Source organism: Paraburkholderia kirstenboschensis (assembly GCF_032806925.1).
GTDB lineage: Bacteria > Pseudomonadota > Gammaproteobacteria > Burkholderiales > Burkholderiaceae > Paraburkholderia > Paraburkholderia kirstenboschensis.
This window is the reverse complement of record NZ_CP136512.1, coordinates 32,611-56,468: the sequence shown is the minus strand read 5'-3', so window position 1 is coordinate 56,468 and position 23,858 is coordinate 32,611. Positions and strand designations below refer to the sequence as shown.

At 63.8% G+C, this 23,858-nt stretch carries 25 protein-coding genes; 9 read left to right on the top strand and 16 right to left on the bottom strand.

Annotated features, from left to right (window positions below; all coding sequences use genetic code 11):
- Nucleotides 1-50: 50 nt before the first annotated feature.
- The 7 genes from RW095_RS08930 to RW095_RS08900 all read right to left on the bottom strand — a co-directional run bounded on the left by RW095_RS08930 (nucleotide 51) and on the right by RW095_RS08900 (nucleotide 6,476).
- Nucleotides 51-707, bottom strand: coding sequence for an amino acid ABC transporter permease (locus RW095_RS08930; RefSeq protein ID WP_027779333.1), 657 nt, complete (start codon nucleotides 705-707; stop codon nucleotides 51-53).
- Nucleotides 708-709: 2 nt separating this feature from the next.
- Nucleotides 710-1,456: an amino acid ABC transporter permease gene (locus RW095_RS08925; protein ID WP_317018554.1), complete on the bottom strand. Its 747-nt coding sequence runs from the start codon at nucleotides 1,454-1,456 to the stop codon at nucleotides 710-712.
- 41 nt (nucleotides 1,457-1,497) lie between these two features.
- Complete coding sequence (locus tag RW095_RS08920; protein WP_317018552.1) at nucleotides 1,498-2,322, bottom strand: transporter substrate-binding domain-containing protein; 825 nt, start codon at nucleotides 2,320-2,322, stop codon at nucleotides 1,498-1,500.
- A 66-nt stretch (nucleotides 2,323-2,388) separates the two neighbouring features.
- Complete coding sequence (locus RW095_RS08915) at nucleotides 2,389-3,465, bottom strand: ABC transporter ATP-binding protein (RefSeq protein WP_317018551.1); 1,077 nt, start codon at nucleotides 3,463-3,465, stop codon at nucleotides 2,389-2,391.
- A 40-nt stretch (nucleotides 3,466-3,505) separates the two neighbouring features.
- A complete protein-coding gene (locus RW095_RS08910) occupies nucleotides 3,506-4,396 on the bottom strand; it encodes an ABC transporter permease (protein ID WP_317018549.1) in 891 nt (296 codons plus the stop codon).
- Nucleotides 4,393-5,382, bottom strand: coding sequence for an ABC transporter permease (locus RW095_RS08905; RefSeq protein ID WP_317018548.1), 990 nt, complete (start codon nucleotides 5,380-5,382; stop codon nucleotides 4,393-4,395). Before RW095_RS08905 ends, RW095_RS08910 begins: the two co-directional genes overlap by 4 nt.
- Nucleotides 5,379-6,476: an ABC transporter substrate-binding protein gene (locus tag RW095_RS08900; protein ID WP_317018546.1), complete on the bottom strand. Its 1,098-nt coding sequence runs from the start codon at nucleotides 6,474-6,476 to the stop codon at nucleotides 5,379-5,381. The genes RW095_RS08905 and RW095_RS08900 overlap by 4 nt, the downstream gene beginning before the upstream one ends.
- 517 nt (nucleotides 6,477-6,993) lie before the next feature.
- On the opposite strand from RW095_RS08900, the gene RW095_RS08895 reads away from it, so the two are divergent.
- On the top strand, nucleotides 6,994-7,887 hold the full coding sequence (locus RW095_RS08895) for a LysR substrate-binding domain-containing protein (RefSeq protein WP_317018544.1): 894 nt from the start codon (nucleotides 6,994-6,996) through the stop codon (nucleotides 7,885-7,887).
- Nucleotides 7,888-7,934: 47 nt separating this feature from the next.
- On the opposite strand, the gene RW095_RS08890 is transcribed toward RW095_RS08895, so the two are convergent.
- Both RW095_RS08890 and RW095_RS08885 read right to left on the bottom strand, forming a co-directional pair.
- Nucleotides 7,935-9,017: a calcium:proton antiporter gene (locus RW095_RS08890; protein WP_317018543.1), complete on the bottom strand. Its 1,083-nt coding sequence runs from the start codon at nucleotides 9,015-9,017 to the stop codon at nucleotides 7,935-7,937.
- 489 nt (nucleotides 9,018-9,506) lie between these two features.
- A complete protein-coding gene (locus tag RW095_RS08885) occupies nucleotides 9,507-9,872 on the bottom strand; it encodes a BON domain-containing protein (protein ID WP_317018541.1) in 366 nt (121 codons plus the stop codon).
- Between the two features lie 431 nt (nucleotides 9,873-10,303).
- Here RW095_RS08885 and RW095_RS08880 point away from each other — a divergent pair, with 431 nt between their 5' ends.
- Together RW095_RS08880 and RW095_RS08875 are read left to right on the top strand one after the other, a co-directional pair.
- A complete protein-coding gene (locus RW095_RS08880; protein WP_317018540.1) occupies nucleotides 10,304-10,951 on the top strand; it encodes a DNA-3-methyladenine glycosylase in 648 nt (215 codons plus the stop codon).
- 263 nt (nucleotides 10,952-11,214) lie between these two features.
- On the top strand, nucleotides 11,215-11,559 hold the full coding sequence (locus RW095_RS08875) for a DUF4148 domain-containing protein (RefSeq protein WP_317018539.1): 345 nt from the start codon (nucleotides 11,215-11,217) through the stop codon (nucleotides 11,557-11,559).
- Between the two features lie 433 nt (nucleotides 11,560-11,992).
- Here the strand turns inward: RW095_RS08875 and RW095_RS08870 are convergent, their stop codons facing one another.
- Entirely contained in the window at nucleotides 11,993-12,436 is a 444-nt protein-coding gene (locus RW095_RS08870; protein ID WP_027779322.1) for a CBS domain-containing protein, read from the bottom strand.
- 301 nt (nucleotides 12,437-12,737) lie between these two features.
- Here RW095_RS08870 and ribA point away from each other — a divergent pair, with 301 nt between their 5' ends.
- Complete coding sequence (gene ribA, locus RW095_RS08865) at nucleotides 12,738-13,388, top strand: GTP cyclohydrolase II (protein WP_317018536.1); 651 nt, start codon at nucleotides 12,738-12,740, stop codon at nucleotides 13,386-13,388.
- A gap of 65 nt (nucleotides 13,389-13,453) precedes the next feature.
- On the opposite strand, the gene RW095_RS08860 is transcribed toward ribA, so the two are convergent.
- Both RW095_RS08860 and RW095_RS08855 read right to left on the bottom strand, forming a co-directional pair.
- Nucleotides 13,454-13,621 (bottom strand): hypothetical protein, encoded by a 168-nt coding sequence (locus RW095_RS08860; protein ID WP_317018535.1) that lies wholly within the window; start codon nucleotides 13,619-13,621, stop codon nucleotides 13,454-13,456.
- A gap of 9 nt (nucleotides 13,622-13,630) precedes the next feature.
- Complete coding sequence (locus RW095_RS08855) at nucleotides 13,631-14,527, bottom strand: NmrA family NAD(P)-binding protein (RefSeq protein WP_317018533.1); 897 nt, start codon at nucleotides 14,525-14,527, stop codon at nucleotides 13,631-13,633.
- Nucleotides 14,528-14,728: 201 nt separating this feature from the next.
- Between RW095_RS08855 and RW095_RS08850 the strand changes: the two genes are divergently transcribed.
- The gene (locus tag RW095_RS08850) at nucleotides 14,729-15,610 is read left to right on the top strand and encodes an AraC family transcriptional regulator (protein ID WP_317018531.1); all 882 of its coding nucleotides are present in this window, start codon (nucleotides 14,729-14,731) and stop codon (nucleotides 15,608-15,610) included.
- A gap of 25 nt (nucleotides 15,611-15,635) precedes the next feature.
- On the opposite strand, the gene RW095_RS08845 is transcribed toward RW095_RS08850, so the two are convergent.
- The 3 genes from RW095_RS08845 to RW095_RS08835 all read right to left on the bottom strand — a co-directional run bounded on the left by RW095_RS08845 (nucleotide 15,636) and on the right by RW095_RS08835 (nucleotide 17,848).
- The gene (locus RW095_RS08845; RefSeq protein WP_317018530.1) at nucleotides 15,636-16,463 is read right to left on the bottom strand and encodes an anti-sigma factor family protein; all 828 of its coding nucleotides are present in this window, start codon (nucleotides 16,461-16,463) and stop codon (nucleotides 15,636-15,638) included.
- Nucleotides 16,460-16,978, bottom strand: a complete 519-nt coding sequence (locus RW095_RS08840; protein ID WP_128590591.1) for a sigma-70 family RNA polymerase sigma factor — start codon at nucleotides 16,976-16,978, stop codon at nucleotides 16,460-16,462. The genes RW095_RS08845 and RW095_RS08840 overlap by 4 nt, the downstream gene beginning before the upstream one ends.
- Before the next feature lie 138 nt (nucleotides 16,979-17,116).
- Complete coding sequence (locus RW095_RS08835) at nucleotides 17,117-17,848, bottom strand: anti-sigma factor family protein (protein ID WP_317018528.1); 732 nt, start codon at nucleotides 17,846-17,848, stop codon at nucleotides 17,117-17,119.
- Between the two features lie 260 nt (nucleotides 17,849-18,108).
- Here RW095_RS08835 and RW095_RS08830 point away from each other — a divergent pair, with 260 nt between their 5' ends.
- From RW095_RS08830 to RW095_RS08820, 3 genes are all read left to right on the top strand, one after another.
- Nucleotides 18,109-18,375: a DUF4148 domain-containing protein gene (locus RW095_RS08830; protein WP_317018526.1), complete on the top strand. Its 267-nt coding sequence runs from the start codon at nucleotides 18,109-18,111 to the stop codon at nucleotides 18,373-18,375.
- A gap of 119 nt (nucleotides 18,376-18,494) precedes the next feature.
- Complete coding sequence (locus tag RW095_RS08825; protein WP_317018525.1) at nucleotides 18,495-19,586, top strand: catalase family peroxidase; 1,092 nt, start codon at nucleotides 18,495-18,497, stop codon at nucleotides 19,584-19,586.
- Nucleotides 19,583-20,122 (top strand): cytochrome b, encoded by a 540-nt coding sequence (locus RW095_RS08820; protein ID WP_317018523.1) that lies wholly within the window; start codon nucleotides 19,583-19,585, stop codon nucleotides 20,120-20,122. Before RW095_RS08825 ends, RW095_RS08820 begins: the two co-directional genes overlap by 4 nt.
- A 10-nt stretch (nucleotides 20,123-20,132) precedes the next feature.
- Here the strand turns inward: RW095_RS08820 and RW095_RS08815 are convergent, their stop codons facing one another.
- Nucleotides 20,133-22,613, bottom strand: a complete 2,481-nt coding sequence (locus RW095_RS08815; RefSeq protein WP_317018522.1) for a GcvT family protein — start codon at nucleotides 22,611-22,613, stop codon at nucleotides 20,133-20,135.
- A gap of 277 nt (nucleotides 22,614-22,890) precedes the next feature.
- On the opposite strand from RW095_RS08815, the gene RW095_RS08810 reads away from it, so the two are divergent.
- Nucleotides 22,891-23,718 (top strand): DeoR/GlpR family DNA-binding transcription regulator, encoded by an 828-nt coding sequence (locus tag RW095_RS08810; protein ID WP_317018520.1) that lies wholly within the window; start codon nucleotides 22,891-22,893, stop codon nucleotides 23,716-23,718.
- Nucleotides 23,719-23,858 lie beyond the last annotated feature (140 nt).

The window sequence follows — 23,858 nt, the reverse complement described above, 5'->3', positions numbered from 1 at the left end:
CGGCGGTTGACGCTTTTTACCTTCTGCGACGCAACCGGCTCGCGCGGTCTCTAGCGATGCTGTCCAACCTTTTGCCGCTTCTCCAGCACGCGTGCGTACCAGGTCAGCGGAAAGCACATCGCGAAGTAGATCATTGCGACCATCCCGTAGATCGGAAACGGGCGGAACGCTGCGTTCGTGATCATCGTGCCGGTCTTCGTCAATTCAGTGAAGCCGATGATCGACGCCAGCGCAGTGCTCTTGACCACCTGCACGAGAAAGCCGACTGTCGGCGCAACGGCGATTTTGAGCGCCTGCGGCCAGACGATATAGCGCAGCTGCTGGCTGAACGTCATGCCGAGACTCGCGCCGGCGGCCCACTGACCGCGCGGCACGGCTTCGACACAGCCTCGCCAGATGTCGACCAGATACGCGCTCGTATAAAGCGTGAGCGTGACCGTCGCCGCGACCCACGGCGAGACGTCCACGCCGAGGAGCGGCAAACCAAAAAACGCGAGAAAGAGTTGCATCAGCAGCGGCGTGCCCTGGAACACCTCCACGTAGAGCACGACGATGCGGCGCAGCCACGCGAGCGGCGACACGCGCATCGCGAGCAGGATCAGCCCGACGATGCCGCCGCCGACAAACGCGATCAACGAAAGCAGCACCGTCCAGCGCGCGGCGAGCAGCAGATTGCGAGCAATGTCCCACAGGGTGAATTCGACCATGATCAACGCTCCGCGGGCAGGGTACGGGCGCCGCGCCACATCAGGCGGGCGCGCCAGCTGCGAGGCGCGCTCTCGGCGCCGCGCGCGGTGCGGCCCGCGAACAGGCCGCGTCCGAACCGGTTGAGGATTTGCCGCAGCGCGATGGACAGCAGCAGATACGTCGCGGTGATGATCAGGTAGCTCTCGAACGAGCGGAAATTGCGCGACTGGACGAAGTTGGCCGCGTACGTGAGATCGGGAACGGAGATCTGCGACACCACCGCCGAGCCGAGCATCACGATCAGCACCTGGCTCAGGAGCGCGGGAAACACATTCGCGAGCGCCTGCGGCAGCACGATGTAGCGGAACACTTGCCGCCCATGCAGACCGAGCGCTTGCGCGGCCTGAACCTGGCCGCGCGAAATGGAGTCGATGCCCGCGCGCACGATTTCGATTGCGTAGGCGCCGAGGTTGACGGTCATCGCCAGAATCGCGGCCTGTATTTCGTCGATATGAATGCCGAGGCTCGGCAAGCCGAAGAACACGAAGAACAACTGCACGATGAACGGCGTGTTGCGGATCAGTTCCACATAGCTCGCCACGACCCAGCGCGCCCATTTTGGTCCGGCCACCGCGACGCTCGCGCCCGCGATGCCGACCACACCGCCGAGCAAGGTCGAGATCGCCGTGAGCCCCAGGGTGACGGCGACGCCGCGCGCGAGCATCCCCGCATAGAGGCCGAAGCCGCTGAAATCGAACGCATAGGTCATGACGTGGCGCTCATCGTGAGGGCAAACTCCGTGCAGGAAATTCAGAGGTCGGCCGGCAGCGGCGTGCGCAGCCATTTCTGCGAAATCGCGTTCATGGTGCCGTCCTTGCGGGCCTTGGCTATGGTTTCGTCGACTTTCTGCTTCAGACGCGGCTCGTTCTTGTTCAAACCGACGTGATCCGGCGAGCTGAAGAGCGAGAACTTCTGCTCGGGATCGTTCGCGGGATGACGCGCGAGAATCGTGGCGCCTACGTCGTTGCCGACGACCATCAACTGTACCTGACCAGAAAGAAACGCCGAAATTGCTCCGTTCGGATCGTCGAAACGTTTGATGTTCGCGCTGGGCGGCGCGATCTTCGTCACGCTCAGGTCTTCCAGCGTGCCGCGCGCGACCGAAATGGACTTGCCCGCCAGATCGGCGGCGTTTTTCACCGGCAGTACTTTCGGGCCGAACACGGCGAGGTAGTACGGCGCGTACGGCTGCGAAAAGTCGATCACCTTCTCACGCTCGGGCGTCTGGCCGACCGACAGCAGCATGTCCGCCTTGCGGTCCGCGAGGTACGCCATGCGGTTGTCGCCCGTCACCTGCACCAGTTCGACCTTTGCGTTGAGCGCGCGGCCGATCAGATTGGCAACGTCGATGTCGTAGCCCATCGGCTTCATGTCCGGCCCAATGGAGCCGAACGGCGGATAGTCCATGAACACGCCAATGCGCACGGTGCCCGACTTGGCGATGCTGTCGAGCGCATCGGCATGAGCGGCCGGCGAAAACGCGCTGAGCGCGCCAGCGACGGTGAACGCGAGGGCCGCGGCGAGCGTGGCGAATGCGCGGCGCGCTGTTGATTGAACGGGCTTGAGCTGATTCATGGTCTGTCCTCTGTCGAATATGTGCAACTGTTGTGTTGGAATGCGATGGAAGTCACTGTACCGCGGTCACTGCACCGCGCGCGCGGCGATCAGCTTGCACGCGTGCGGCGGCAATTCGGCGAGCACCGGCATGCCGAGCGCAAGGCCCGGCGTTTCGCGCGGCGTGGTCGCGGCGGTCAGCGTGAAGCCGGCGCAATCTATCGTCGCCTCCAGCGAGGCGCCGACGTCGCGGATAAACGTGACCGTACCGGCTAGGCGGTTCGGGCCCGCGGCGTCGTCGGTCGCGGATTTCACGCAGACGTCCTCGGGACGGATCAGCAGCCGGATGTCGCTCGTGGACTCCGGAACGCGAGCCGCCTGCGACACCGCAATGCGCACCCCGCCCGGCAGACTCACCGCCCCGGCGCCGTCGTAAGTGACCGGCAGAATATTACCCAGTCCGATAAAGTCGGCCACGAACTCACTGACCGGATCGCGATAGATGTCGAGCGGCTTGCCGACTTGAGCGATGCGGCCTTTTTCCATCACGACGATTTCATCGGCCATCGTCATCGCTTCGCGCTGGTCGTGCGTGACCATGATCGTCGTGATGCCGAGGCGCTGTTGCAGAAGGCGGATTTCAACCTGCATCGCTTCGCGCAGCTTGGCGTCGAGCGCGGAAAGCGGTTCGTCCAGAAGCAGCAGTTTGGGCTGCGACGCAATCGCACGCGCAATCGCCACCCGTTGCCGCTGGCCGCCGGAAAGCTGCGTGACCGGCCGGTTCGCCATATGCGGCAACTGGATCAGTTCGAGCAGTTCGGCGATCCGGCGCGCCTGTTCGGGCTTCGGCGTCTTGCGCAGCTTCAGCGGATAGGCGACGTTTTGCGCGACGCTCATATGCGGAAACAGCGCGAGCGACTGGAACACCATGCCGAAGTCGCGCTGGTTGGCCGGCACGCGCGTGATGTCGCGGCCCGCGAATTCGATGCTGCCCGAGGTCGGCGTTTCCAGGCCGGCGATCATCCGCAGCAAGGTGGTTTTGCCGCAGCCGGACGGGCCGAGAAAGCACACGAGCTTGCCGTCCGGCACACTCAGATCGACGCTGTCGACAGCATAGGCCGCGCCGAAGCGCCGGGTCACGGCCTGCAAGGTCAGATGAGTCATCGGATGCTCCAGCAAGAAGGCGTCGAAAAAGCACAAGCGGTCACAGCGCAACTCCTTCGTCGCCGATCAGCTTTTCGAGCAGCCAGATCAGCGCGAAATCGATCGCGACGATAAACACCGCGAAGCAGAACACGGTCGGATCGAGCGACGACACCGTGCGGCTGTAGAGCCACACAGGCAAGGTCATCGTGTCGATGGTGTACAGGAAGAACGTCACGGTGAATTCGTTGAACGACACGATGAATGCGAACAGCATGCCGGCGAGAATGCCGGGTCGCATCAGCGGCAGGATCACGTCGACGAGCGCGCGGCCGGGGCTCGCGCCCATCACGCAGGCCGCTTCCTCGAACTCGGAACCAATCGAGGCGACCGACGCCGCGCAGTTTTTCACCGTGAAGGGCAGGGCCAGAATCACGTGCGCGATGATCAGGCGGAATACGCCGAGCTCGCCCGGCAGCACGTTGAAGACGAGCAACAGCGACAGGCCCAGCATCACGAGCGGATAGACGAGCGGCAACGCGACCAGTTGCTCGACCGCCGGTTTGCCGCGAAAGCGATAGCGGCTCAGCGCGTAAGCGGCGGGCACGGAGACGAGCGTGGCGATCAGCATGGTCGACAGCGCGACGATCAGGCTCGTGCTCAACGCGGCGCCCATCGAAAGCGAATTGGTTGCGTCCGGCGACGCGAAACTCTGCCATGCGGCGCGATACCAGTGCAGACCGTACGCGCGCGGCGGAAATTCGAGCGTGTCGGCCGCGCTGAACGACATCGTGATCATGGTGAGAATCGGCAGCGCGGCGACGAACAGCACGACAGCCGCGAGCAAGGCCGTGGCCTTGCCGAGCTGACCGGGCAGAGCGTTCGACAGACGCGGCGAACGGGGTGGCGGCGACGCACGTTGCAGGCGCGCGGCCGGGATGGGCGTGCTCATGCGTGGGGCTCCTCGGCGAGACGCTGCGTGCGGCGCACGAGTCGTTGTGAAAGTGCCATCACGGCGAGCGTCGCGATCATCAGCACCACACCGGATGCCGACGCGGCCGGCCAGTTCAGCAAGGGCGCGACCTGATCGTGAACCAGTACCGCGAGCATCGGCACGCGGCGTCCGCCGAGTAACAGCGGCACGGCGAACGCGCTGGCGTTATAGGCGAACACCAGCAGCGCGCCCGACACCAGACCAGGCATGGCGAGCGGCAACAACACATGCCGCAGCGTTTGCCAGCGCGTCGCGCCGAGCGTCGCCGCGGCTTCCTCGAATGAACTGGAGACGGCGCGCATGGCACTAGAAAGCGGCAGCACCGCAAGTGGAAACGCCGTCTGAATCAGGCCGAGCAGCACGCCGTTTTCACGATACAGCCACATCAACGGACGATGCATGAGACCGCTGCCGAGCAGCGCGTGATTGAGCAAACCGGCCGGGCCGAGAATGATCAGCCAGCCATAGCCTTGCAGCAGCAGATTGACGAGCAGCGGCAGCAGCACGCCGGCCAGCAACAGCCGCCGCGCAAGACGCGACTTGGTGCGCGCCATCGCAAGCGCGACCGGAATCGCCAGCAGCACCGCGCAGATCATGCTCTGGAACGCGAGCTTCAACGTGAGCCACAACGACCGCATGAAGTAGCCGTCCAGCAGATCGGCGTAGTTCTGCAGCGTGAAGCCATGCCATTCGTTGCCTTGCGTGCCGAAGCTCATGCGTAGCACGACGAGCGCGGCCGCGCCGAGCACGGCGAGAAACAGCAGGATCGGCGCGAGCAGCAGCCATGGCCGAGCCTTCTGCGCGACGCTGGCCGCAGGCGCGTCGGGTGCCGCTCCCCGTGCCGCGTGGAGCGCGGCGCCCACGCCAGGCGCCGCCTCGTGTGCCGTGGCATCGGAGGCGGCCGCTGAAGCACGCCGCGAGAAGCGCGCGGGCATCGTCGTCATGCCGAAAAGATTTCGGTGTAGCGCTTGATCCACGCGGGCTGCACGGCGGCGAGCGCCTTGTCGTCATGCAGCACGGCTTTCTCGGCGATCTGCTGCGCGCTCGGCACGAACGCGCGGCTTTCGGCGGGAATCACCGCTTTCGAATTGACCGGACCGTTGAGCACGTCGGCGGCCATGCGGCCTTGCACGCCTGCATCGAGCGAGTGGTTGATGAAGGCGTGGATGAGATCGCTGTCGCCGGGATGCGATTTCGGGATCACCGTGAACATCAACTGCGTGGCGAAGCCTTCTTTCATGCCGTACGTCACGCCCATCTTGTATTCGGGCTTGCGAATCTGAGCGGGGAAGAAGGCCGGCGAATAGATGCCGCCAATGTCGAGCGAGCCGGTGCGAAAGAGATCGGCCACCTGATTCGGATTTTCACCGAGCGTCATTACGTGGTCTTTCAGTTGCATCAGTTTCTTGAAACCGGGCTCGATGTTCTGCTGTGAGCCGCCGTTCATCTTCGCGGCGATGATCGCCAGGTCGACCGCTTCGGCCCATTCGGGCGGCGGCAGGAACAGGCGTCCGGCATATTTGGGGTCCCACAGCGCTTCATACGAAGAAGGCGCGGTTTTCACCGTCGACGTGTTGTAGATCAGACCGTCGGACCACAGCAGATAGCCGATGCCGAAGCCGTTCGCGCCAGTGCGGTATTGCGGCGCCACTTCTTTCAGGTTGGGCAGTTTGTCGAGATCTGGCTTCATCAACAAGCCCGCATCGCCGAGACCGGCTGCTCCGACGCCCGCCAGCGTGATGACGTCGTAGGTCGGGCGCTCGCCCGCGGCCTTGACCTTCGCGACCATGCCGGAGGTGCCGTCGGCGCGATCGGCGATCACCTTCGCGCCGGTCTTCGCGGTGAACGTGGCGGCGATGTTGCGCAGTGCGGCCGCGCCTGTGTCGTCCGACCAGGTCAGCAGGCGCAACGTCTTGCCGCTGAAGTTCTGCTGCTGCTGCGCGCGCAGATTGACGAACGGCATCGGCAACGTGGACGCCGCGAGCGCTGCGCCAATCGTCTTGATGGCCTGCCTTCTACCCCGTTTGATCTCTTGCATGGCGGTCTCCCTATATTGAACGCCTGTTGCCTGGTGATAATCGCTGTGACCGCTGCCGCCGCATCGCACCGTCCGTTCGCGTTGCGCGGTGCGTGCTGTGAATGCACTCTAGGTTTGCCAAAATCCCTCAACAAACGAAATATGCGCATGGGCGGCATGACGGAATCTCATGCGCGGCGCATCCGGCGAAGTGCTGAAAGCCCGTAACGCGATCGGCTCGAACGTTGAGCCACCGGGGCATTCGGGTTAACGTCCATGCTTTTGCGCGATCCGCACTTGGCCGTAGGTATGAGCAAAGCTCGGTTCTGGTGCGTCGGCGGGGGCTCGTGCCCCGCAGCAGTGCGCGGTCTGCACTTTCGACGCGTTTTTACATCGACGCATGAGCGCAGCGCATGTCACTGAGCGTTGCCACGACTCGTGCGGCGAAGCGCGATCGCGTATCCTGTTGGCTGGCGACGAGTATCGACATCGATTCCGTCTCGCCGCCTCAATGATTTTTTCTGATCCGGATACTTCGATGCGACGCCTTCCGCCGCTCAACGCGCTGCAGATTTTCGAAACGGTTGCGCGCCACCGCAGCTTCACGCGTGCCGCCGATCATTTGTGCCTCACGCAAGGCGCGGTGAGCCGGCAGATCATCGCGCTCGAGGACTACTACAAGTTTCCGCTCTTCAAGCGCCACGCGAAAGGGCTGACGCTGACCGCCGAAGGCGAGTTGCTGCTGCCGGCAGTGAAGGAAAGCTTCGCGCGAATCGAGGAGATTTCGCTGCGCCTGACACGCCAGCGCACGGACCTCGCGCTGAAGGTGCCCACCTGCGTGATGCGCTGGATGCTGCCGAAGATCATGCGCTTCCAGGCCGAATATCCGGACCTGCATGTGCAGATCACGACGACATGGCAGCACGACGTCGACTTTCAGCTCGAACCGTTCGACGCCGCGATTATCTATGGCTCGTCGCCCGGTGCGGACGTGCAGGCGGTGCCGTTATTCGAGGAGCGTCTCACGCCCGTGTGCGCGCCCGATCTGTTGAAGGACAAGCCGCTAGTGGCCGTCGGGGATCTCGCGCGGCATACGCTGTTGCATCCCACGCGCGATCATCGTGACTGGAAAATGTGGCTTGCCAAGGTCGCCGAAGCAGACGCGGCAAATGCGCGCGAGATCGACGCCGAGCACGGGCCGAGCTTCGACACCCTCGACATGGCGACCAACGCCGCGTTGCAGGGTTTCGGCGTGGCCATCAGCGACCTGGCGCTGATCGACGAGGACGTGGCCGCGAGGCGTCTCGTGCGGCCCTTCGATATGGTCCTCAAAACGGGTTGGCGCTACTACTTCGTGTATCCGGATTCGGTCGCGCATCAGCAGAAGCTGAACCTGTTTCGCGACTGGATCGCTGCGCATTGGGAAGAGTAGGCGTCAACGGCCCGCGCGTTGGAAGGCGGGGCAGCAGAGTGCAAACTTCACGGCGCGAACGACAGGAACAGATACGCGGCGAATAGCGACAGATGCACCGCGCCCTGAAGGATCGTCGTGCGCCCTGTGCTCAGCGTCAGTGTGCCGACAATCAGCGTGAGCACGAGCAGCACGGTCTCCTTGCCGTCGAGGCCTAGCACGAGCGGTTGCCCCGTCGTCAGGAACACGGCGGCCACGGTTGGAATGGTCAAGCCGATGCTCGCGAGCGCGGAGCCCAGCGCCAGATTCAGGCTGTTCTGCAAGCGGTCGGCGCGCGCCGCGCGCACGGCGGCGAGGCCTTCTGGCAGCAACACTAGCGCGGCGATGATGATGCCCACCACCGCCGGCGGCGCGCCCGCATTCTCAACCGCTGTCTCGACGACCGGCGACAACACTTTCGCGAGCAGCACCACCGCGACGAGACACGCCAGCAGCAAGCCGCCGCTCGTAAGCGCGAGTCCGGCGCTGGGCGGCGCGGCGTGCACGTCTTCGTCGGGCACGCCGGCGAGAAAGTAATCGCGATGGCGAACCGTCTGCACGAACACGAATACGCCGTACAGCACCAGCGACGACACGCCGGCGAAAGCGAGTTGCGACGGCGACAGCACCGGGCCGACGCTCGTCGTCGTGTAGTTCGGCATGACGAGGGTTAGCACCGACAACGACGCCAGGACGGCGAGAGCCGCAGCCGCGCCGCGGCTCTGAAAATCCTGCTCGCGATGGCGAATGCCGCCCACCAGCAGACACAGTCCGACGATCCCGTTGCAGACGATCATGACCGCGGCGAACACGGTATCGCGTGCCAGGCCCGCTTTCTCGGGGCCGGAAGTCAGCATGACAGAGACGATGAGCGCGACCTCGATCACGGTCACGGCCACAGCGAGCACCAGCGTGCCAAACGGTTCGCCGACCCGGTGCGCGACCACTTCCGCGTGATGCACGGCCGTGAACACCGCGGCGCAGAGCGCGATACCCACCAGCACGAGCAGCAACTGGTTGCCCGGCAATGCGTAGGCCGCGCCCAGCACGATCCACGCAACCAGCGGCACGGCGAGAGTCCAGCGGGGCAAGACGGTCGGCGGCTTGGTCATCGGGCTTCCTTTTGTCTGGTGCTTGTTCCTGGTCGTGCGACGAGGCGGGCTTCGGAAAGGGGCGGCGACGAACTAATCCGATGCGTTAGGAGGATGGCGCAACGGTTTGAATGGTAGAGCTTTTTGTCAGGCGCGGGGAAGGATTGTTCATGGCGGTGCGGGTCGTGGCAGCGCAAGTTGGGGCTGGGGGTTGCCACGCCGGAATTGCCAAGTCGGGATTGACACTGCGGACTGCGGACTGTGCCTGTGAGCTGTGACCTGCGGACTGCGGACTGCGAAGGGGCAATCCCGAACTGCGACCGGCCAACTGCCAACTGCCAACTGCCAACTGCCAACTGCCAACTGCCAACTGCCAACTGCCAACTGCGACGCCTGCTGCAAGATTTGCCTCAAGCCCGTTGCACCCGGCAGACTGCCAACGTCAGGCAACTCGACGCCAGCACCCGCCTATGTTGCTGCCGGCGCCACGAGAGCGCCGGCTTCTGCTCGTTACTGGCCGACCGGACGAACCGTCAATGCGTTCTTCACCGACGTCACGCCGGCCACGCCTTGCGCCGCTTGCGTGGCAAGGTCGACTTGCGACTGGTCGGGCACCGTGCCCGCCAGCGTCACCGCACCTCCGCGTGCACGCACGTTGATGTTCGCGACACTCAAGCCCTTCGTCTTGGAGAGCGCGCTACGGACCTTGCGTCCGAGCGCACGGTTGGCAGCCTTGGCCTGCTTGCCCGTTGCCGCCGACGACGCCGCGGTTGCCGGTGCCGTCGCCGACGCGTCGCTGCTTTGGGCGGACGCGTTGAGCGATGCCAGTACGATCAGCGCGCCGCCGACCATCTTCATTGCCGTGGATGCTTTCATGCGAGTTTCTCCTTGTCGTGAATATGCTCGTCCCCTGGCGGAGACCATGTGTTGCACTACGGGTACAGCGGAATCAAATCGGAAGGACGTTGCTGCGGGTCTTGCAAATGCTTGAGTCTGTCAAGCTCATCGCGGCTGCTTCGACGGGCCGAAGCCCCTGTGAGCTGGCACAGGCGTGCTTCGGGCCGGAAGCAAACGATACTCCAATTGGTTCCAGGGTGAACGCGGCGGTGCCTGGAATGAGGCTTTGCTACAACGGTGAAGCCATGATGCGCAAAGCTTTGCTGCATATCCGGGCGCGCTGGTGTAGGTCGCGGCGTCTCGCATTCCCAAAAAGTGGACTAACCAACGCATCAGCCCACGGCCGAACGAACGCACGAACCAACGCATGAACCGACGCTCGAACCAACGCATTCAAAAAGGCACGCTGCATGCGCAAACCATTGCTTCACATCATCCCTTTGTCGCGTGACGATTTGCCCGTCGGGGCGGCGGACCTCGCGCGTTTCATGATCGGCAAATACCTCGTGCACGATGTACCCGAAGGGCGTATGAGCGGCCGCATCGTCGAGACCGAGGCATATCCGGTGGGCGATTCGACCAGCCATGCGTTCATCGGACGCCGTCCATATAACGGCTCCATGTTTCTCGCGCCCGGCTACGCCTATGTGCGGCTCACCTACGGGCTATCGTACATGCTCAATATGTCCGCCGAAGCGGAGGACATCGGTGCGGGCATTCTCATTCGGGCGATAGAGCCGCTCGAGGGCCTGCCGCTGATGGAAGCGCGCCGCCCCGGCGTGCCGTTGCGCGACCTGGCGCGCGGACCCGGCCGTCTCACTATGGCGCTGGGCATCGGCCAGTCCTTCGACGGCCGCGATCTTTGCGGCGGGCGCGACCTGTGGATCGGTGTCATCGAGAAAGGCGATGTACCGGTGGGTGTGACGACACGCATTGGCTTGTCCCGCGAAACGCATCGGCCGCTGCGTTTTTTCGAGCCGGGCAGCGCGTTCGTCAGCGGCCCGCGCAAGCTGCTTCTTGCACCCCGCGCGGACCTCGGCGGCAATTCGCAAATTTGACCGTCTCGCGGCAGTGGGCCTGGCAGATAAGCGCCGTGGCTGCGAAACACAGGAGGTCAAGCGTTGCACCCTGGCAAATTATTACGGCAGCGATGCAACCTGCATTTCCCGCTGCGGCAATTCCGTCTGACTTTTTCGATTACGCCAATTATGTATCTCACAATTAGGGGTTTTCCCTCGGTGCACCGGTGACTAGACTGGAATCACTCGCTTCCACGCGGTGTGGCAAGCAGCAAATAAAACCCGGTCTGGAGGTAATAATCATGAAATCGCTTATCAAGGGAGTCGCCATCGCAGTCGTTCTCGCCGCTCCGGTTGCATCGTTCGCTCAATCGAGCCAGCAACCCGTGACGCGTGCGGAGGTCCGCAACGAACTGATCCAGTTGGAACAGGCGGGCTACAACCCGGCGGTCAGCAATGACCCGAACTATCCGGCCGACGTCCAGGCCGCCGAGCGTCGCGTTCAGGCGCAAAACCCGGCAGTCGCGCAAACGCAATTGCCAGTTGCCGACACCAGCGGCTACGGTGGCGTGGCGAATGGCTCGTCGCAATCGGGCGGTGTGCGTGAGCAGATGACCGGCCCGAAGTCGGTGTATTTCGGCAACTAAGTTTCGGCAACCAAGCCACGTCGACAGCATCAGGTAGGTGAGTCTGCAACCGGCGGGTCACGTCGATACGGCCGCAGAGCGCTGGGTCCATAATCGCGATGCAGCCGGTCTGCAGCAAGCATTGCAAGTCTGGATGGTGAGCAGGAGAGCGCGCCCCGTTAGAACAGGCGGCGCGTGAACCTTCAAGACTAAATTAAAGTATCGAATCACGTGGTTGTGAGGCGTTGCGCGGGCTGGCGCAAAGGCTCAAATCCGTGGTCCATAGCCAGTCAGGCAGTGCCGTAGCCCTGCGCGCTACCAAAGCAGGGCGCCGGCACAGTGCTGCGCGGTGTCATGCACCGTCCAGAATTCACAAGAACCTCCGCTGCCGCAAGGTAGCTTCGCCCAACCGTTCAGCGATTGGGCTTTTTTTGCGGCTCGCAGGCGCGGCGCGTCAGGGGCGCTCGCCGTGAATATAGAACTCCAGTTGCTGAATGGTGAACTGCTGTTCGGCGATGATGTTCTTCACGAGGTCGCCGATCGACACCATTCCCACAAGCCGGTCGTTTTCAATCACCGGCAAGTGGCGCATACGTCGCTCGGTCATGAGCGCCATGCAGTCGTCGGTGGTCTGCTCGGGGCGCACGAAGCGCACGGCTTTGCTCATGATCTCGCGTACCGGCGTGGCCTTCGAAGACCGGTCCATCAGCACGATCTTGCGCGCGTAATCGCGCTCCGTGACGATCCCCGCAATGCTGTCGCCATCCGTAACGACGAGCGCGCCAATGCCTTTCTCGGCCATCAGCTTGATCGCTTCATAGACGGAGTCGTCGGCCCGTATCGTGTAGACGGTCGTGTTGTTCGGTTTGGTTTTGAGAAGCTGTGCAACGGTTGTCATGGAGCGGCTCCGTTTCGCGGTGCAGCACGCCGGCGCGGCGGCTGTCGAGGACCAAGCGATTCCAGTATAGGCGCGCCGCGCCAGCGAGTGTGTTCGGGAATACCTGGAGCGCGCAAAGCGTTTAGTTCGGGTAAGCGGCCTCGCGCTGTTTGCATTTGCGGCGCATCGGGCGCTTCACTGGTGCATGATCCGTGCGCCATGCATGGGCATACGGGTGCGGTTGGCCGATTAGCGGTAAACTCCTGTCCGTACCTTATCCCCGGTTTGATCGGGTTCATGTTCAGCACCATTGCCTAACGCCATGCTCATGTCTCACGATCCGTCGCCCGTAGTAGACGGCGCCATCAACGGCGAATGCGTCGTTCTCGACGCCACCGCCACGCTTCCCACGCGCTACGGCACGTTCACCTCTTACGTGTTTCGCGTGGTCGAAAGCGGCGCCGAACATCTTGCGCTCGTGATGGGCGACGTCGCGAACAGGTCTTCGGTGCTGACACGTTTGCACTCCGAATGCCTGACGGGCGACGTGCTCGGCTCCTACCGCTGCGATTGCGGCGAGCAGCTCGATCTGGCGCTACGCTATATCGCTGCCGAAGGCTGCGGCGTGCTGCTGTATCTGCGTGGTCACGAAGGCCGCGGCATCGGTCTGTCGAACAAGATCCGCGCTTATGCGCTGCAGGAGCAGGGGCGCGATACCGTCGAGGCCAATCTCGATCTCGGTCTGCCGGACGACTCACGCGAATACGACTCGGCGGCGGGCATCCTGCGCACGCTGAAAGTTACCTCGGTCCGCTTGATGAGCAACAACCCCGAAAAGTTCGACACACTGTCCAAGCACGGCATTCCGGTCTGCGAACGCGTCGCGCTCGCCATCCCGATGCGTGAGGAAAACGAGCGCTATATCCGCACGAAGCAGCTTAAGTTCGGGCATTACTTCGACGAGAACGAATAAACCACGCCGCCGCTAGCGCACCCATATCGTCGCAACAACATCTGGACGGCCGAGCACTTCCCGCTTTAGAACAAGCCGAAGTCATCGTTGCTGTCGGGAATCGCGTTGAGCAGATCCCGAAGCGCGCGCCAGCCCACGAGTGCGGATAGAGTGAGCACGAGCGCGAGCAAGCGGCTCGCATGCGTGGACGTTCGCCTCGGCTCGTATCTCAACGGGCAGGTCGACATTTCCATGCTCCTCGATCATGCGCTCTGGGCCGCGCTGTGCGGCACGATCGCCGCTAACGCCTGCGCCAACGTCGTGGGACCGAATCGCCGTTCACTGACGCCCGCTTGCACGTCGATGCGCCCCGCGTTGTGCGCGTCGTAAAGATCCACGATGAGCCGCGCGTGTTGCTCGCCCAAGCCCGCGCCTTCGAGCATCGCCGCCCATTGCTCCCGCGGCACGGCGTGCGGCATGACCGGCCGGCCCGCCAGTTCGCCGATAGTACGAGCAACGTCTATCACGCTGACGCGTTCTTCACTTTCTATGCTGACCACGCGCGGCGAATGCTGAGGCGGCTCGCCGTCGAGCAGCAATTGAGCCGCCAGCGCGCCGACATCCTGCGCAGCCACAGTAGGAAAGTGCTTTTCCAGCGGATGATGCAGGCTCGGCAACACGCCTTTCGACAATGCGAGCGGCAGTACGCGCGCCCAGTTGTGCATATGCTCGGCTGCGCGCAGGAACGTCAACCGGGTGTCGACGGTACCGAGTTGCGTTTCGAGGTAGTGGAACAGCGTCGTGATGCCCGTTCCGCTCACGTGTTCGGCGCCGTAGTCGGAAAGCGCGAGCACATGTGGCGGCGGATTTGCGCGCAATGCTTCGACGCTCACATCGATCATGCCGCGCATCGCGTTTGCCGGGTCATCGTGATGGCGCGGCACCGGACACAAAATCTGCACCGCGTGCGCGCCTTCCAATGCGCGCGCCACCGCAGCCCGGTCGTGCAAATCGGCGAGCGCGACATCGCAGCCGATTTGCGCGAGCGCATCGGCCTGCGCCACGCTACGAACCACGGCGCGCACGTGGCGGCCCGCGCGTCGCAATGCGGCTGCGCTTACTTTGCCGACATTGCCGCCTGCTCCAAAAATCACGAACATGGGGTGCTCCTTACCGGATCGTCATGGCCGGATCATAAGGACGCGTCCAGCGGAAAACGCGCATGCAAAGATGCGTGTGAGCAGATTCGGATGACTCTTTGCTTATCGCCGCCGCGCGCGGGAGCCAGGAGGCGTATTGAGCGCAGGCCCGAAAAACCATGCACAATGCCCGCAGACCGACTGCCATCCGCGAGATAAACGATGAATGCCGTCCCTGAGACCCGCACGCAGATCCCACCCGCGCACAGCGGCTCCCGTATCGCGCTGCGTTCGAGCCGAATGCTTGGCTGGCAGGGTTTCGGCGCCGAGCTGGTGAACGTATCAGCCGGATTGCACCGGATACCGGCGTTCAAGCACCATCGGGTCGGCGTGCATGTGGGCGCGCCCGTCAGAGCGCACTGTCATTGCAACGAGAAACCGCACTCGCGCATTCAGGCGCACGGCGACGCCGATGTGATTCCGGCAGGACTCGACGGGCAATGGAGCGATGAATCGGCCTGCACGATTTTTAGCGTATGGATCGGCGAAGATTTCACGCGCAGGACCGCTGAACAGTTGGCGCTCAAAGCGAGCGGTGCGCAGATTCGCCCGCAATTCCAGATGCGCGACCCGCGCTTTCAGCATCTTGCGTGGGCCTTGCGCGCGGAACTGGAAGCAGACGTGGCATCGGACCCGCTCTACGCCGAAAGTCTGTGCACGGCAATGGTGGTACGTCTGATCGGCGGCGCTGCGTCGCTCGACGACAGGCGGCGCACCCTCGCGCCGAGAACAGCGGCGCGCGTGACGGAGTTTATCGAAGCGCATCTCGACCGACGCCTCACCTTAAGCGAGCTTGCCGCGCTTGCCGACCTCAGCGTGCCGCATTTCAAGGTGCTGTTTCGCGCGACGCTCGGCGTGCCTGTCCATCAATACGTGGTGCAGCGGCGTGTAGAACGCGCGCGAACGCTGTTGCTGCAAGGCCGGCTGAGCGCGAGCCAGGTCGCGCTCGACGCGGGCTTTGCACACCAGAGCCACATGGCGCACTGGATGAGCCGGCTCCTCGGCATGACGCCGCGCGAGCTCGTGAAGTCGGGCGCGCGCTGACGTACCGCACCAGACGGTATCTGCATCAGCCCGGCGGCGCCGCCGCTGCCGTCAATTGCGAGTAGACGTCATGCGACAGTTGCAGCAACTGCTTGCGGTCGATGCCGCCTGACACCGCATAGCCGAAATCGCCGTCGACCCAATAGAACACGTTAACCGGCCCGTCCTGATAGAGCTTGAATGCCGTCGTGTTCGCGTTCACCTTGCGGCGCGAGATGCACAGCGTCACCCGTTCGCCATTCTGGTCGCGATACATGAACTGCGCGGTGTCGCCGTCCGGACCAGGCAACAGGCGGCCACCCGAGAGCGCGAAGCCTGCCTTCGACAACATGGGCGGATGCACATTCGTGCCGAGGCGACTCGCAAGCCACTGCACGAAGTCCTGCTCGCGATCCGCGTTCATGTCGGTGGGCCGGTCGACGGCCGGCATATATACGACATGCGCAACCGCAGCCTGACGCGCGAATACTTCGCTGCTGTCCGCACTGACAGGGCGCGTGTTAGACGAGCCCGCCACCGAGGGCAACGCGTCGCGTCCCATATGCGTGCCGACGCCGATGCCGATCCCCATCACCAGCGCCGCCGCCATCCCCGCGAACTGCGGCCAGTTGGCAGCGACGCGCGAGCGGCGCGGCGCGCCCGGCTGCAAGCGCTTCGGCACGGGTTCGTTCAACACGCGGTCGTAGCGCTCATGAAACATGCTGTTCAGCGAGAAATAATCGCTGATGCGCGTGGCCAGATCCGGATTCTGTTCGAGCGCGCGCTCGACATCCGCACGTCGTTCCTCGGACAGCGTGCCGTCCACATAGGCGTGCAGTTCTTCTTCGCTAATCGGCGTAATTTGCTCGCTCATCGCACCACCTGTAATTTCGCACCGGGCTGGCTGCCCGCCATCAATGCCCGAAGCCGTTCGCGACCGCGCGAAAGCCGCGACATGACCGTGCCGATGGGCACGTTCAGCGCGAGCGCGACGTCGGCGTAGCTCATTTCCTCGAGACCTACCAGCAGCACGACTTCGCGCTGCTCGACGGGCAAACGCTGCAGCGCGTAGTCGAGATCGCGCATTTCCAGCGAACGGGCCTGTTGCGCCGGCACGGCGAACTCGCTTTCATGCACGCTTTCGTCGTCGACCGCCACGTGAACCGCGCGTGACGACGCCTTGCGCGCCTGATTCGCGAACACGTTGTGCATGATCGTAAATAGCCAGGCGCGCAGATCGGTGCCGGCCTGGAACATTCCGGTGCGGCCGAGCGCGCGTTCGAGCGTGTCCTGCACCAGATCGTCGGCCAGGTCGCGATTGTTGATCAGCGCCCGCGCGTAGCGCCGCAAGCGCGGCACGTGTTCCATCAACTCGTCACGAACATCCATTATTCATCCCGGTCATGGGGCCTCTCGTGGACAAGGAGCGGCGGCGCTTCGTCGGGCGTCGCACGCGTTTGTAGTGCAAACACGCGTGAGCGCATTTTATTCCGTTGATTGAACGACACGCCGCAAGATCGTGCGGTTTCATTGCATGGTCATGACGTCGGCGGCGCGCATCAGACCGTGTGTGCGTGCATTGCCGGCGACCACGAAGCGCTGCCGCTGCGCCGTCCATGTCAACAGCCGCACGTCGCCGATGCGGCGCGCCGACCATTGCGGCTGCGCGGGCGCGAGCAGCGCGAGCGTCGACAGCACCACGACCGGCTCGTTATCGCCATTCAAATAGATGAATTCGGTGGCGCGCTGCAGCAGACCGAGCGACACGACGCGCTGATCCACGAGCCGCAGCCCAATCGCTTCCAGGTTGGGGGCGGACGGGTCCCTGCGGGTCGGCGATGCGGCGGGAAATGGCGCGGCGGCGGTTTCGGCCAACGCCATGATGGCTGCGTTGTTAAGCGCCTGCCGCGTGACCTCGGTGGCCGCCAGCCAGCCGCTCACGGCGATGCACGCGATAACGAGCGCAACCAGCGCCCTGAGCGGCTTGCGCAAGCGCAGCCTCAAAGCGCTGCCCCAGCGGCTGTCGGAGTCTCGCCGCCCGTTGAATGCGCTAGCCGCTGGTTCGTCGGCGGTCTGAAAGGAGCGCTGCATCTGTTCGTTCAGCTTGCCGTAGAAGGCGACCCGGCGCGCTTCCGCCGGATCGCGGCCGAGATAGTCGCGCAGAAACGCGGCGCGCGCCGGCGACAGCGTGCCGTCGGCGTAGGCCTGAATGTCGGCTTCGGAAAGCGGCGAATCGGTAGGGGCGTCGTTCGGGTTCATGATGAAAGGTCTCCGGGCAGGATCCGGCTAATGAGGTGCAAACACCGCCGCGCACCGGTTTATTCCGCTCGCGTGACCCAAGTTTGCGCAACATCTTTTACTGTGCCATCGCGGCGTTGCGGAAGCTAGCGAACCCATTCGCGAACTGCTTTATTCCGCGGACCGGATATGTTTTTTACACGAGACTTGCACAGGAATAAAAGCCGGTGAAGCGTGGTTCTCCCTGATGCAAACCCGCACACAACTCACCGGAGTTCATCATGAAGAAGATCGCTTTTGCCGCATTGTCCGTCGTCGTTCTGGCCGCTTCGTCGAATGTTTTCGCCCAAGGAAAAACCCGTGCTGAGGTCTACCAGGAACTGATCCAGGCACAACAGAACGGTCTCGATTACGTGACCGACGCATCATATCCGGACGTCAGCCCGGTCTTCGCGCATATGGTCGAACAGCACAAGCAGGCGCTTGCTGCCGAGGCGGCCGCGAACCGCGTCGCGAGCGACGCCACGCCGACGGACAGCATGAATTGAGCGCCTTTGAAATGCCGACGGCCGGCGCGCGTGGCGAACGGGCGCGCCGGAAATCGAACGGAATAGACTTGCGCCGCGCGTGTTAGCAAATCAACGCACCGATTCAGCAAGGAGTCTCCGTGACAAAAAACACCGTTCCCGATCATCTACCTCATTGCGTGCCGTGCCGGCTCGCCGCGATTGGCGCCGTCGTGCTTCTGCTCGCAGGCGGCTTCGCTTATACGGCGGGGTGGCTGACGCCGCAACGCCTGAGCGCGCCGCGCATCGTCGATACGTTTCAGGCCGTGGCCGGGCAACCGCATCCGGGCTATCGCCGCAATCATGCGAAGGGCCTGTGCGTCGAAGGTTATTTCGACAGTAACGGCCAGGGCGAGCGGGTCTCGCGCGCGGTCGTATTCGCGCCCGGCCGCACGCCGGTCACCGGACGCTTTGCGGTGCCCGGCGGCAATCCGTCCGCGCCCGATACGAGTTCCCCGGTGCGCAGTCTCGCTCTGCTGTTTCAATTGAAGAACGGCGAGCAGTGGCGCACCGGAATGAACTCGACACCTGTCTTCGCAGTGCATACGCCTGAGCAGTTCTATCAGCAACTGCTCGCCGCAACGCCCGATCCGGCGACCGGCAAACCGGACCCGGCTCGACTCAAGGCCTTCTACGCAGCCAATCCGGAGACCAAGCCGTTCCAGACGTGGGTGAAGGCGCATCCGCCTTCGTCGAGCCTCGCGAACGCCGCGTACTACGGCATCAACGCGTTCCGCTTCACCAACGAGACCGGCGACACGCGCGCGGTGCGCTGGGCGATGGTGCCCGAGACGCCGTACGGGCCGATTACGGACGCCCAAAAGGCCGAGAAGAACTTTCTCGCGGCGGACCTGGACGAGCGTCTGCAGAGCGGCCCGTTGCGCTGGCATCTGATCCTGACCGTTGCCCATCCTGGCGATCCCACCGACGACGCCACGCTGCAATGGCCCGCCGATCGCGAGAATATCGACGCGGGGACGCTGGTCATCGAGCGCAGCACCTCGCAGGAAAACGGCGCTTGCCGCGACGTCAATTTCGATCCGACGATCGTGCCGGCCGGCATCGCGCCGTCCGACGATCCTTTGCTCGCCGCGCGCTCGGCTGCCTATGCGCTGTCGTTCAAGCGCCGCACGCGCGAGGAAACGCTGCATCCCGAGCTTCATCAAGCCCCGGCACACGGAGAGCGCTCATGACGCGGACCCGCACGCACTTCAGTCCGCTAGCGCGGTTTCTGCACTGGACGATGGCGCCGCTCATCGTCGCGATGCTGTTCATCGGCGTCGACATGGTCGCAACCGTTTCGCGCGCGCATGACACGCTGATTGCGATTCACAAGCCGCTTGGCATCGCTTTGCTGTTGCTCGTGGTGATACGCGCAAGCGTGCGCATCCGGCGCGGCAGTCCGCCATTGCCTCACGACATGCCCGCATCGCAAAGAATGGCGGCGAAGGGCTCGCATGCGGTGCTCTATGCGTTGATGTTTGCGATGCCGCTGATCGGGTGGGCGATGCTGTCCGCGGCTGGCTATCCGCTCACGCTATGGGGTCCACTGCATTTGCCGCCGATCGCGCCGCACAGCGTCGAGCTTTTTGCGGTGCTGCGCGCATTGCATACGTGGCTCGCTTTTGCGTTGTTCGGCACGGTGCTGCTGCATCTCGCGGCGGCGCTGTTTCATGGCCTGATCCGCCGCGACGGCGTGTTTTCGAGTATGGCGCGCGGCGGACGCTAGACGTCGCGCGCTACTTGCGGATTCGCTCGGAGCGGGGATCGTAAGGCGCCTTCACGTGAAGAGTAGCCGGCAGCGATTCGCCGGCTACGTCGATCGCATACGCGCCGCTCGTCAGATACGCGGGGTCTGCTGCGCCATCGGGATTGTTCACATAGCCCATCGCGACCGGACAGCCGAGCGTATGGCCGAAAGCCGCCGAACTCACGAAGCCGACCGGTTTGCCGTCGCGCAGAATCGCTTCGCCGCCCCATAGCATGCGATCCGCTGCGCCGTCCGCAGTCAGCACCACCATGCGACGGCGCAGCGGTTTGTCGCGTAGTTCGAGCAGTGCGGCGCGGCCGCGGAACGGAATGCCCGAGTCGAGTTTGCATGCGAATGCAAGGCCCGCTTCAAACGGATTCGTGTCCGGTGTCAGCTCGCGGCCCCATGCGCGGTAACCCTTTTCGATGCGCAGCGAGTCGATCGCGTAGTAGCCCGCATTGACGAGGCCAAACGCTTTGCCGGCTTCATGCAAGGTCTCGTACACGCCCACTGCGAATTCGACCGGCACGTACAGCTCCCACCCGAGTTCACCGACATAGGTGAGGCGGGTCGCGCGCACGGTTGCATAGCCGATATCGACTTCGCGGCTTTGGCCGAACGCGAACGACTCGTTGCGCCAGTCCGCTTTCGACACGCTTTGCAGCAGTTCGCGCGAGCGCGGTCCCATCACGGCGAGCACCGCATATTGGCTCGTCACGTCGACGAGCACGCAGTGCTTATCGCGCGGAATTGCCTTGTCGATCATGTCGAAGTCGCGCGTGGTTTGCGCGGTGCCGGTGACGAGCAGGTACTGATCCGCGGCGAGGCGCGTGAGCGTGAAGTCCGATTCGTAATTGCCGCGCTCGTTGAGCATGCCGGTGTAGACCGCGGTGCCCGGCGGCACGTCGACGTCGTTCGCAACCAGGTTTTGCAAAACGCTTTGCGCGTCGCGGCCTTTGACGAGAAATTTTGAAAACGACGTCATGTCGAAGAGCGCCACGCCTGCGCGACACGCACGGTGTTCGGCGCCGCTTAACGGCAGCCAGTTCTGCTGGCCGAAAGCGTAGTGGATGCGTGCTTCGTCGCGCGTCGGCGCAAAGAAATTGGCGCGCTCCCAGCCCATCTTGCTGCCGAAACACGCGCCGTCCTCGCGCAGCAATGCGTATAGCGGCGAGCGGCGAAACGGACGGGCGCTGTCGAGTTCGCGATTGGGCCACGGCATCGCATAGTGCAGGCCGAGCGTCTCCTTCACGCGGTCGTGCAGCCACGTGTCGTTGCCGTTAAAGCGTGCAAAGCGGCGGATGTCGACCGGCCACAAATCCATGGTCGGCTCGCCCGCCACGATCCATTCGGCCAGCGCCATGCCGGCCCCGCCGGCCGAGGCGATGCCCATCGAGTTGAACCCCGCGCCGACAAAAAAGCGTCGCAGTTCGGGCGCCTCGCCGAGCATGAAGTTGTTATCGGGCGTGAACGATTCCGGACCGTTGTAGAACTGGCGGACCTGCGCCGTTTCGAGCGCGGGTACGCGTTGCAGCGCGTTCGTCATGAGGATTTCGAATTGATCCCAATCGTCGGGCAGCAACTGGAATTCGAAGTTTTCGGGAATGCCTTGCATGCCCCACGGTTTCGCGTCGGGTTCGAAGCCGCCCATGACGAGGCCGCCCACTTCTTCCTTGAAATAGATGAAGCCGTCCGGATCGCGCATGACGGGCAGGTCGGGGTGCACGCCGGCAATGCGTTCGGTGACGATGTAGTAGTGCTCGGCCGAGTGCAGCGGCACCGTGACGTCGCACAGGCGGCCCACGGCCTTGGCCCACTGGCCGGCGCAATTCACGACGATCTCGGCGCCGATCGTGCCTTCGTCCCCGTTCTTGTTGCGCCACGCAACGCCACTCGCTTCGCGTGCGCCGTGGGCGTCGCGCGTGTGGATAGCGCTCACGCGGGTGTTCTCGACGATGCGCGCGCCGCGCATGCGGGCGCCGCGAGCGAGGGCCTGGGTTAGATCAGTGGGATTCGCCTTGCCGTCGCCGGGCAGCCAGACGGCGCCGAGCAGGTCGTCGGTGCGCATGACAGGCCATAGATCGCCGGCCTCGCGCGCGCTGATCACGTCGCACGTCACGCCGTACGCGCGGGCCACGGCCGCGGTGCGCTTGAGTTGCGTCATCCGCTCGGCGGTGCGGGCGACCGACAGCGAGCCGCATTGTTTCCAGCCCGTTGCAAGGCCAGTCTCGGCTTCGAGCTCCGCGTAAAGCGCGGTCGAATAGCGGATCAGCTTCGTCATGCTTTCCTGAGCGCGCAACTGGCCGACCAGACCGGCCGCATGCCACGTCGTCCCGCAGGAAAGCTGGCCTTGTTCCAGCATGACCACGTCGGTCCAGCCGAGCTTGGTCAAGTGGTACGCAACCGAGCAACCGATGATGCCGCCGCCGATGATGACGACGCGCGCGTGCTCGGGGATGGGTGTGGACATGTGTTGGAACCAAGTGATCAGTGTGCGAAGATTGCCGCACAAATACACATAAAGCAACGGGTGATCGGGCGTCGGTAGGTTGGTGGCGTCGAGACTTATGGATGTCATATGTGGACAGCAGATTCCTTATAGAGGCTCAATGGCGACCGTTGCCGTGGGACGACGCCTTGACGCGCACCGAAGATTTCGATGTGGTTTTGCGTGGGAATATATGTGAACTGCCACGGCGAAACGTTGTTTTTGCTAGACTCACCCAAATCCTCATTCGCCCCATTCCATGTTCTCGACCCAACGCCAGAGCGAAATCCTGCAGCTCGTTCGCGAGCAACGCACCTGCACGATCACCGGTCTTGCCGCGCGCTTCGAGGTTTCAGACGAGACCATCCGCCGCAATATCAAACCGTTGATTGCGCAGGGCCTGCTTCTGAAGGTCCACGGCGGCATCATGCTGCCCGAGCGCCTCGACGAGCCGCCGTTCGAGCGGCGCATGGGGGCGAGTCTCGCGGGCAAGCGGGCGATCGGCGCGCGCATCGCGGAACTGGTGCGCGACGGCGACTCGCTGATCCTCGACGGCGGCAGCACGTGCGTGCATATCGCGCGGGCGCTGACAGCGCGCTCCCGGCTCACGGTCGTGACCAACTCCATCGAAGTGGCTCGCCTGCTCGCACCGCGCAACGGCAACCGCGTGTTCATCGCGGGCGGCGAACTGCGTGCCGACGACAGCGCCGCGACCGGCGACAGCGTTCAGGCTTTTCTGCGCCAGTTTCATGTGCGTTACGCGATCGTCTCGGTGACCGCCATCGACATGCAGGGGCGTTTCATGGACGCGCTTCCCGCCGACGTCGCGTATTCGCTCGCGGCGTTCGCTCAGGCGGAGAGTCGCGTGGTCGCGGCGGATCACGCCAAATTCGGGCATAGCGCGTTGCTGCACGCGTTCGGCGCGGATTGCGTGGACCTGCTCGTTACCGACGAAGCCCCCGCGCCGGCCCTTGCGCAAGCGCTGACGGCCGTCGGTGTGGAGGTGCTCGTCGGCGCGCCGCCCGGCGGTGGGGCGAAAAGCTGCGAGGAGGGCGAGGACGGCGAGGACAGCGCGCGCCCTTTGTAGCAACCGGCTTACCCTTTTAGCTCATCAACCGTAGCTGAATCCAGCCTGCGCGTCCGCCTTTGTCGCCGCTTGCGCAGTCCGCCCGGCGGGCACGCGGACATCCTTCGTCGGGAGCGCCTCGAACGCGGACACTGCCCGAC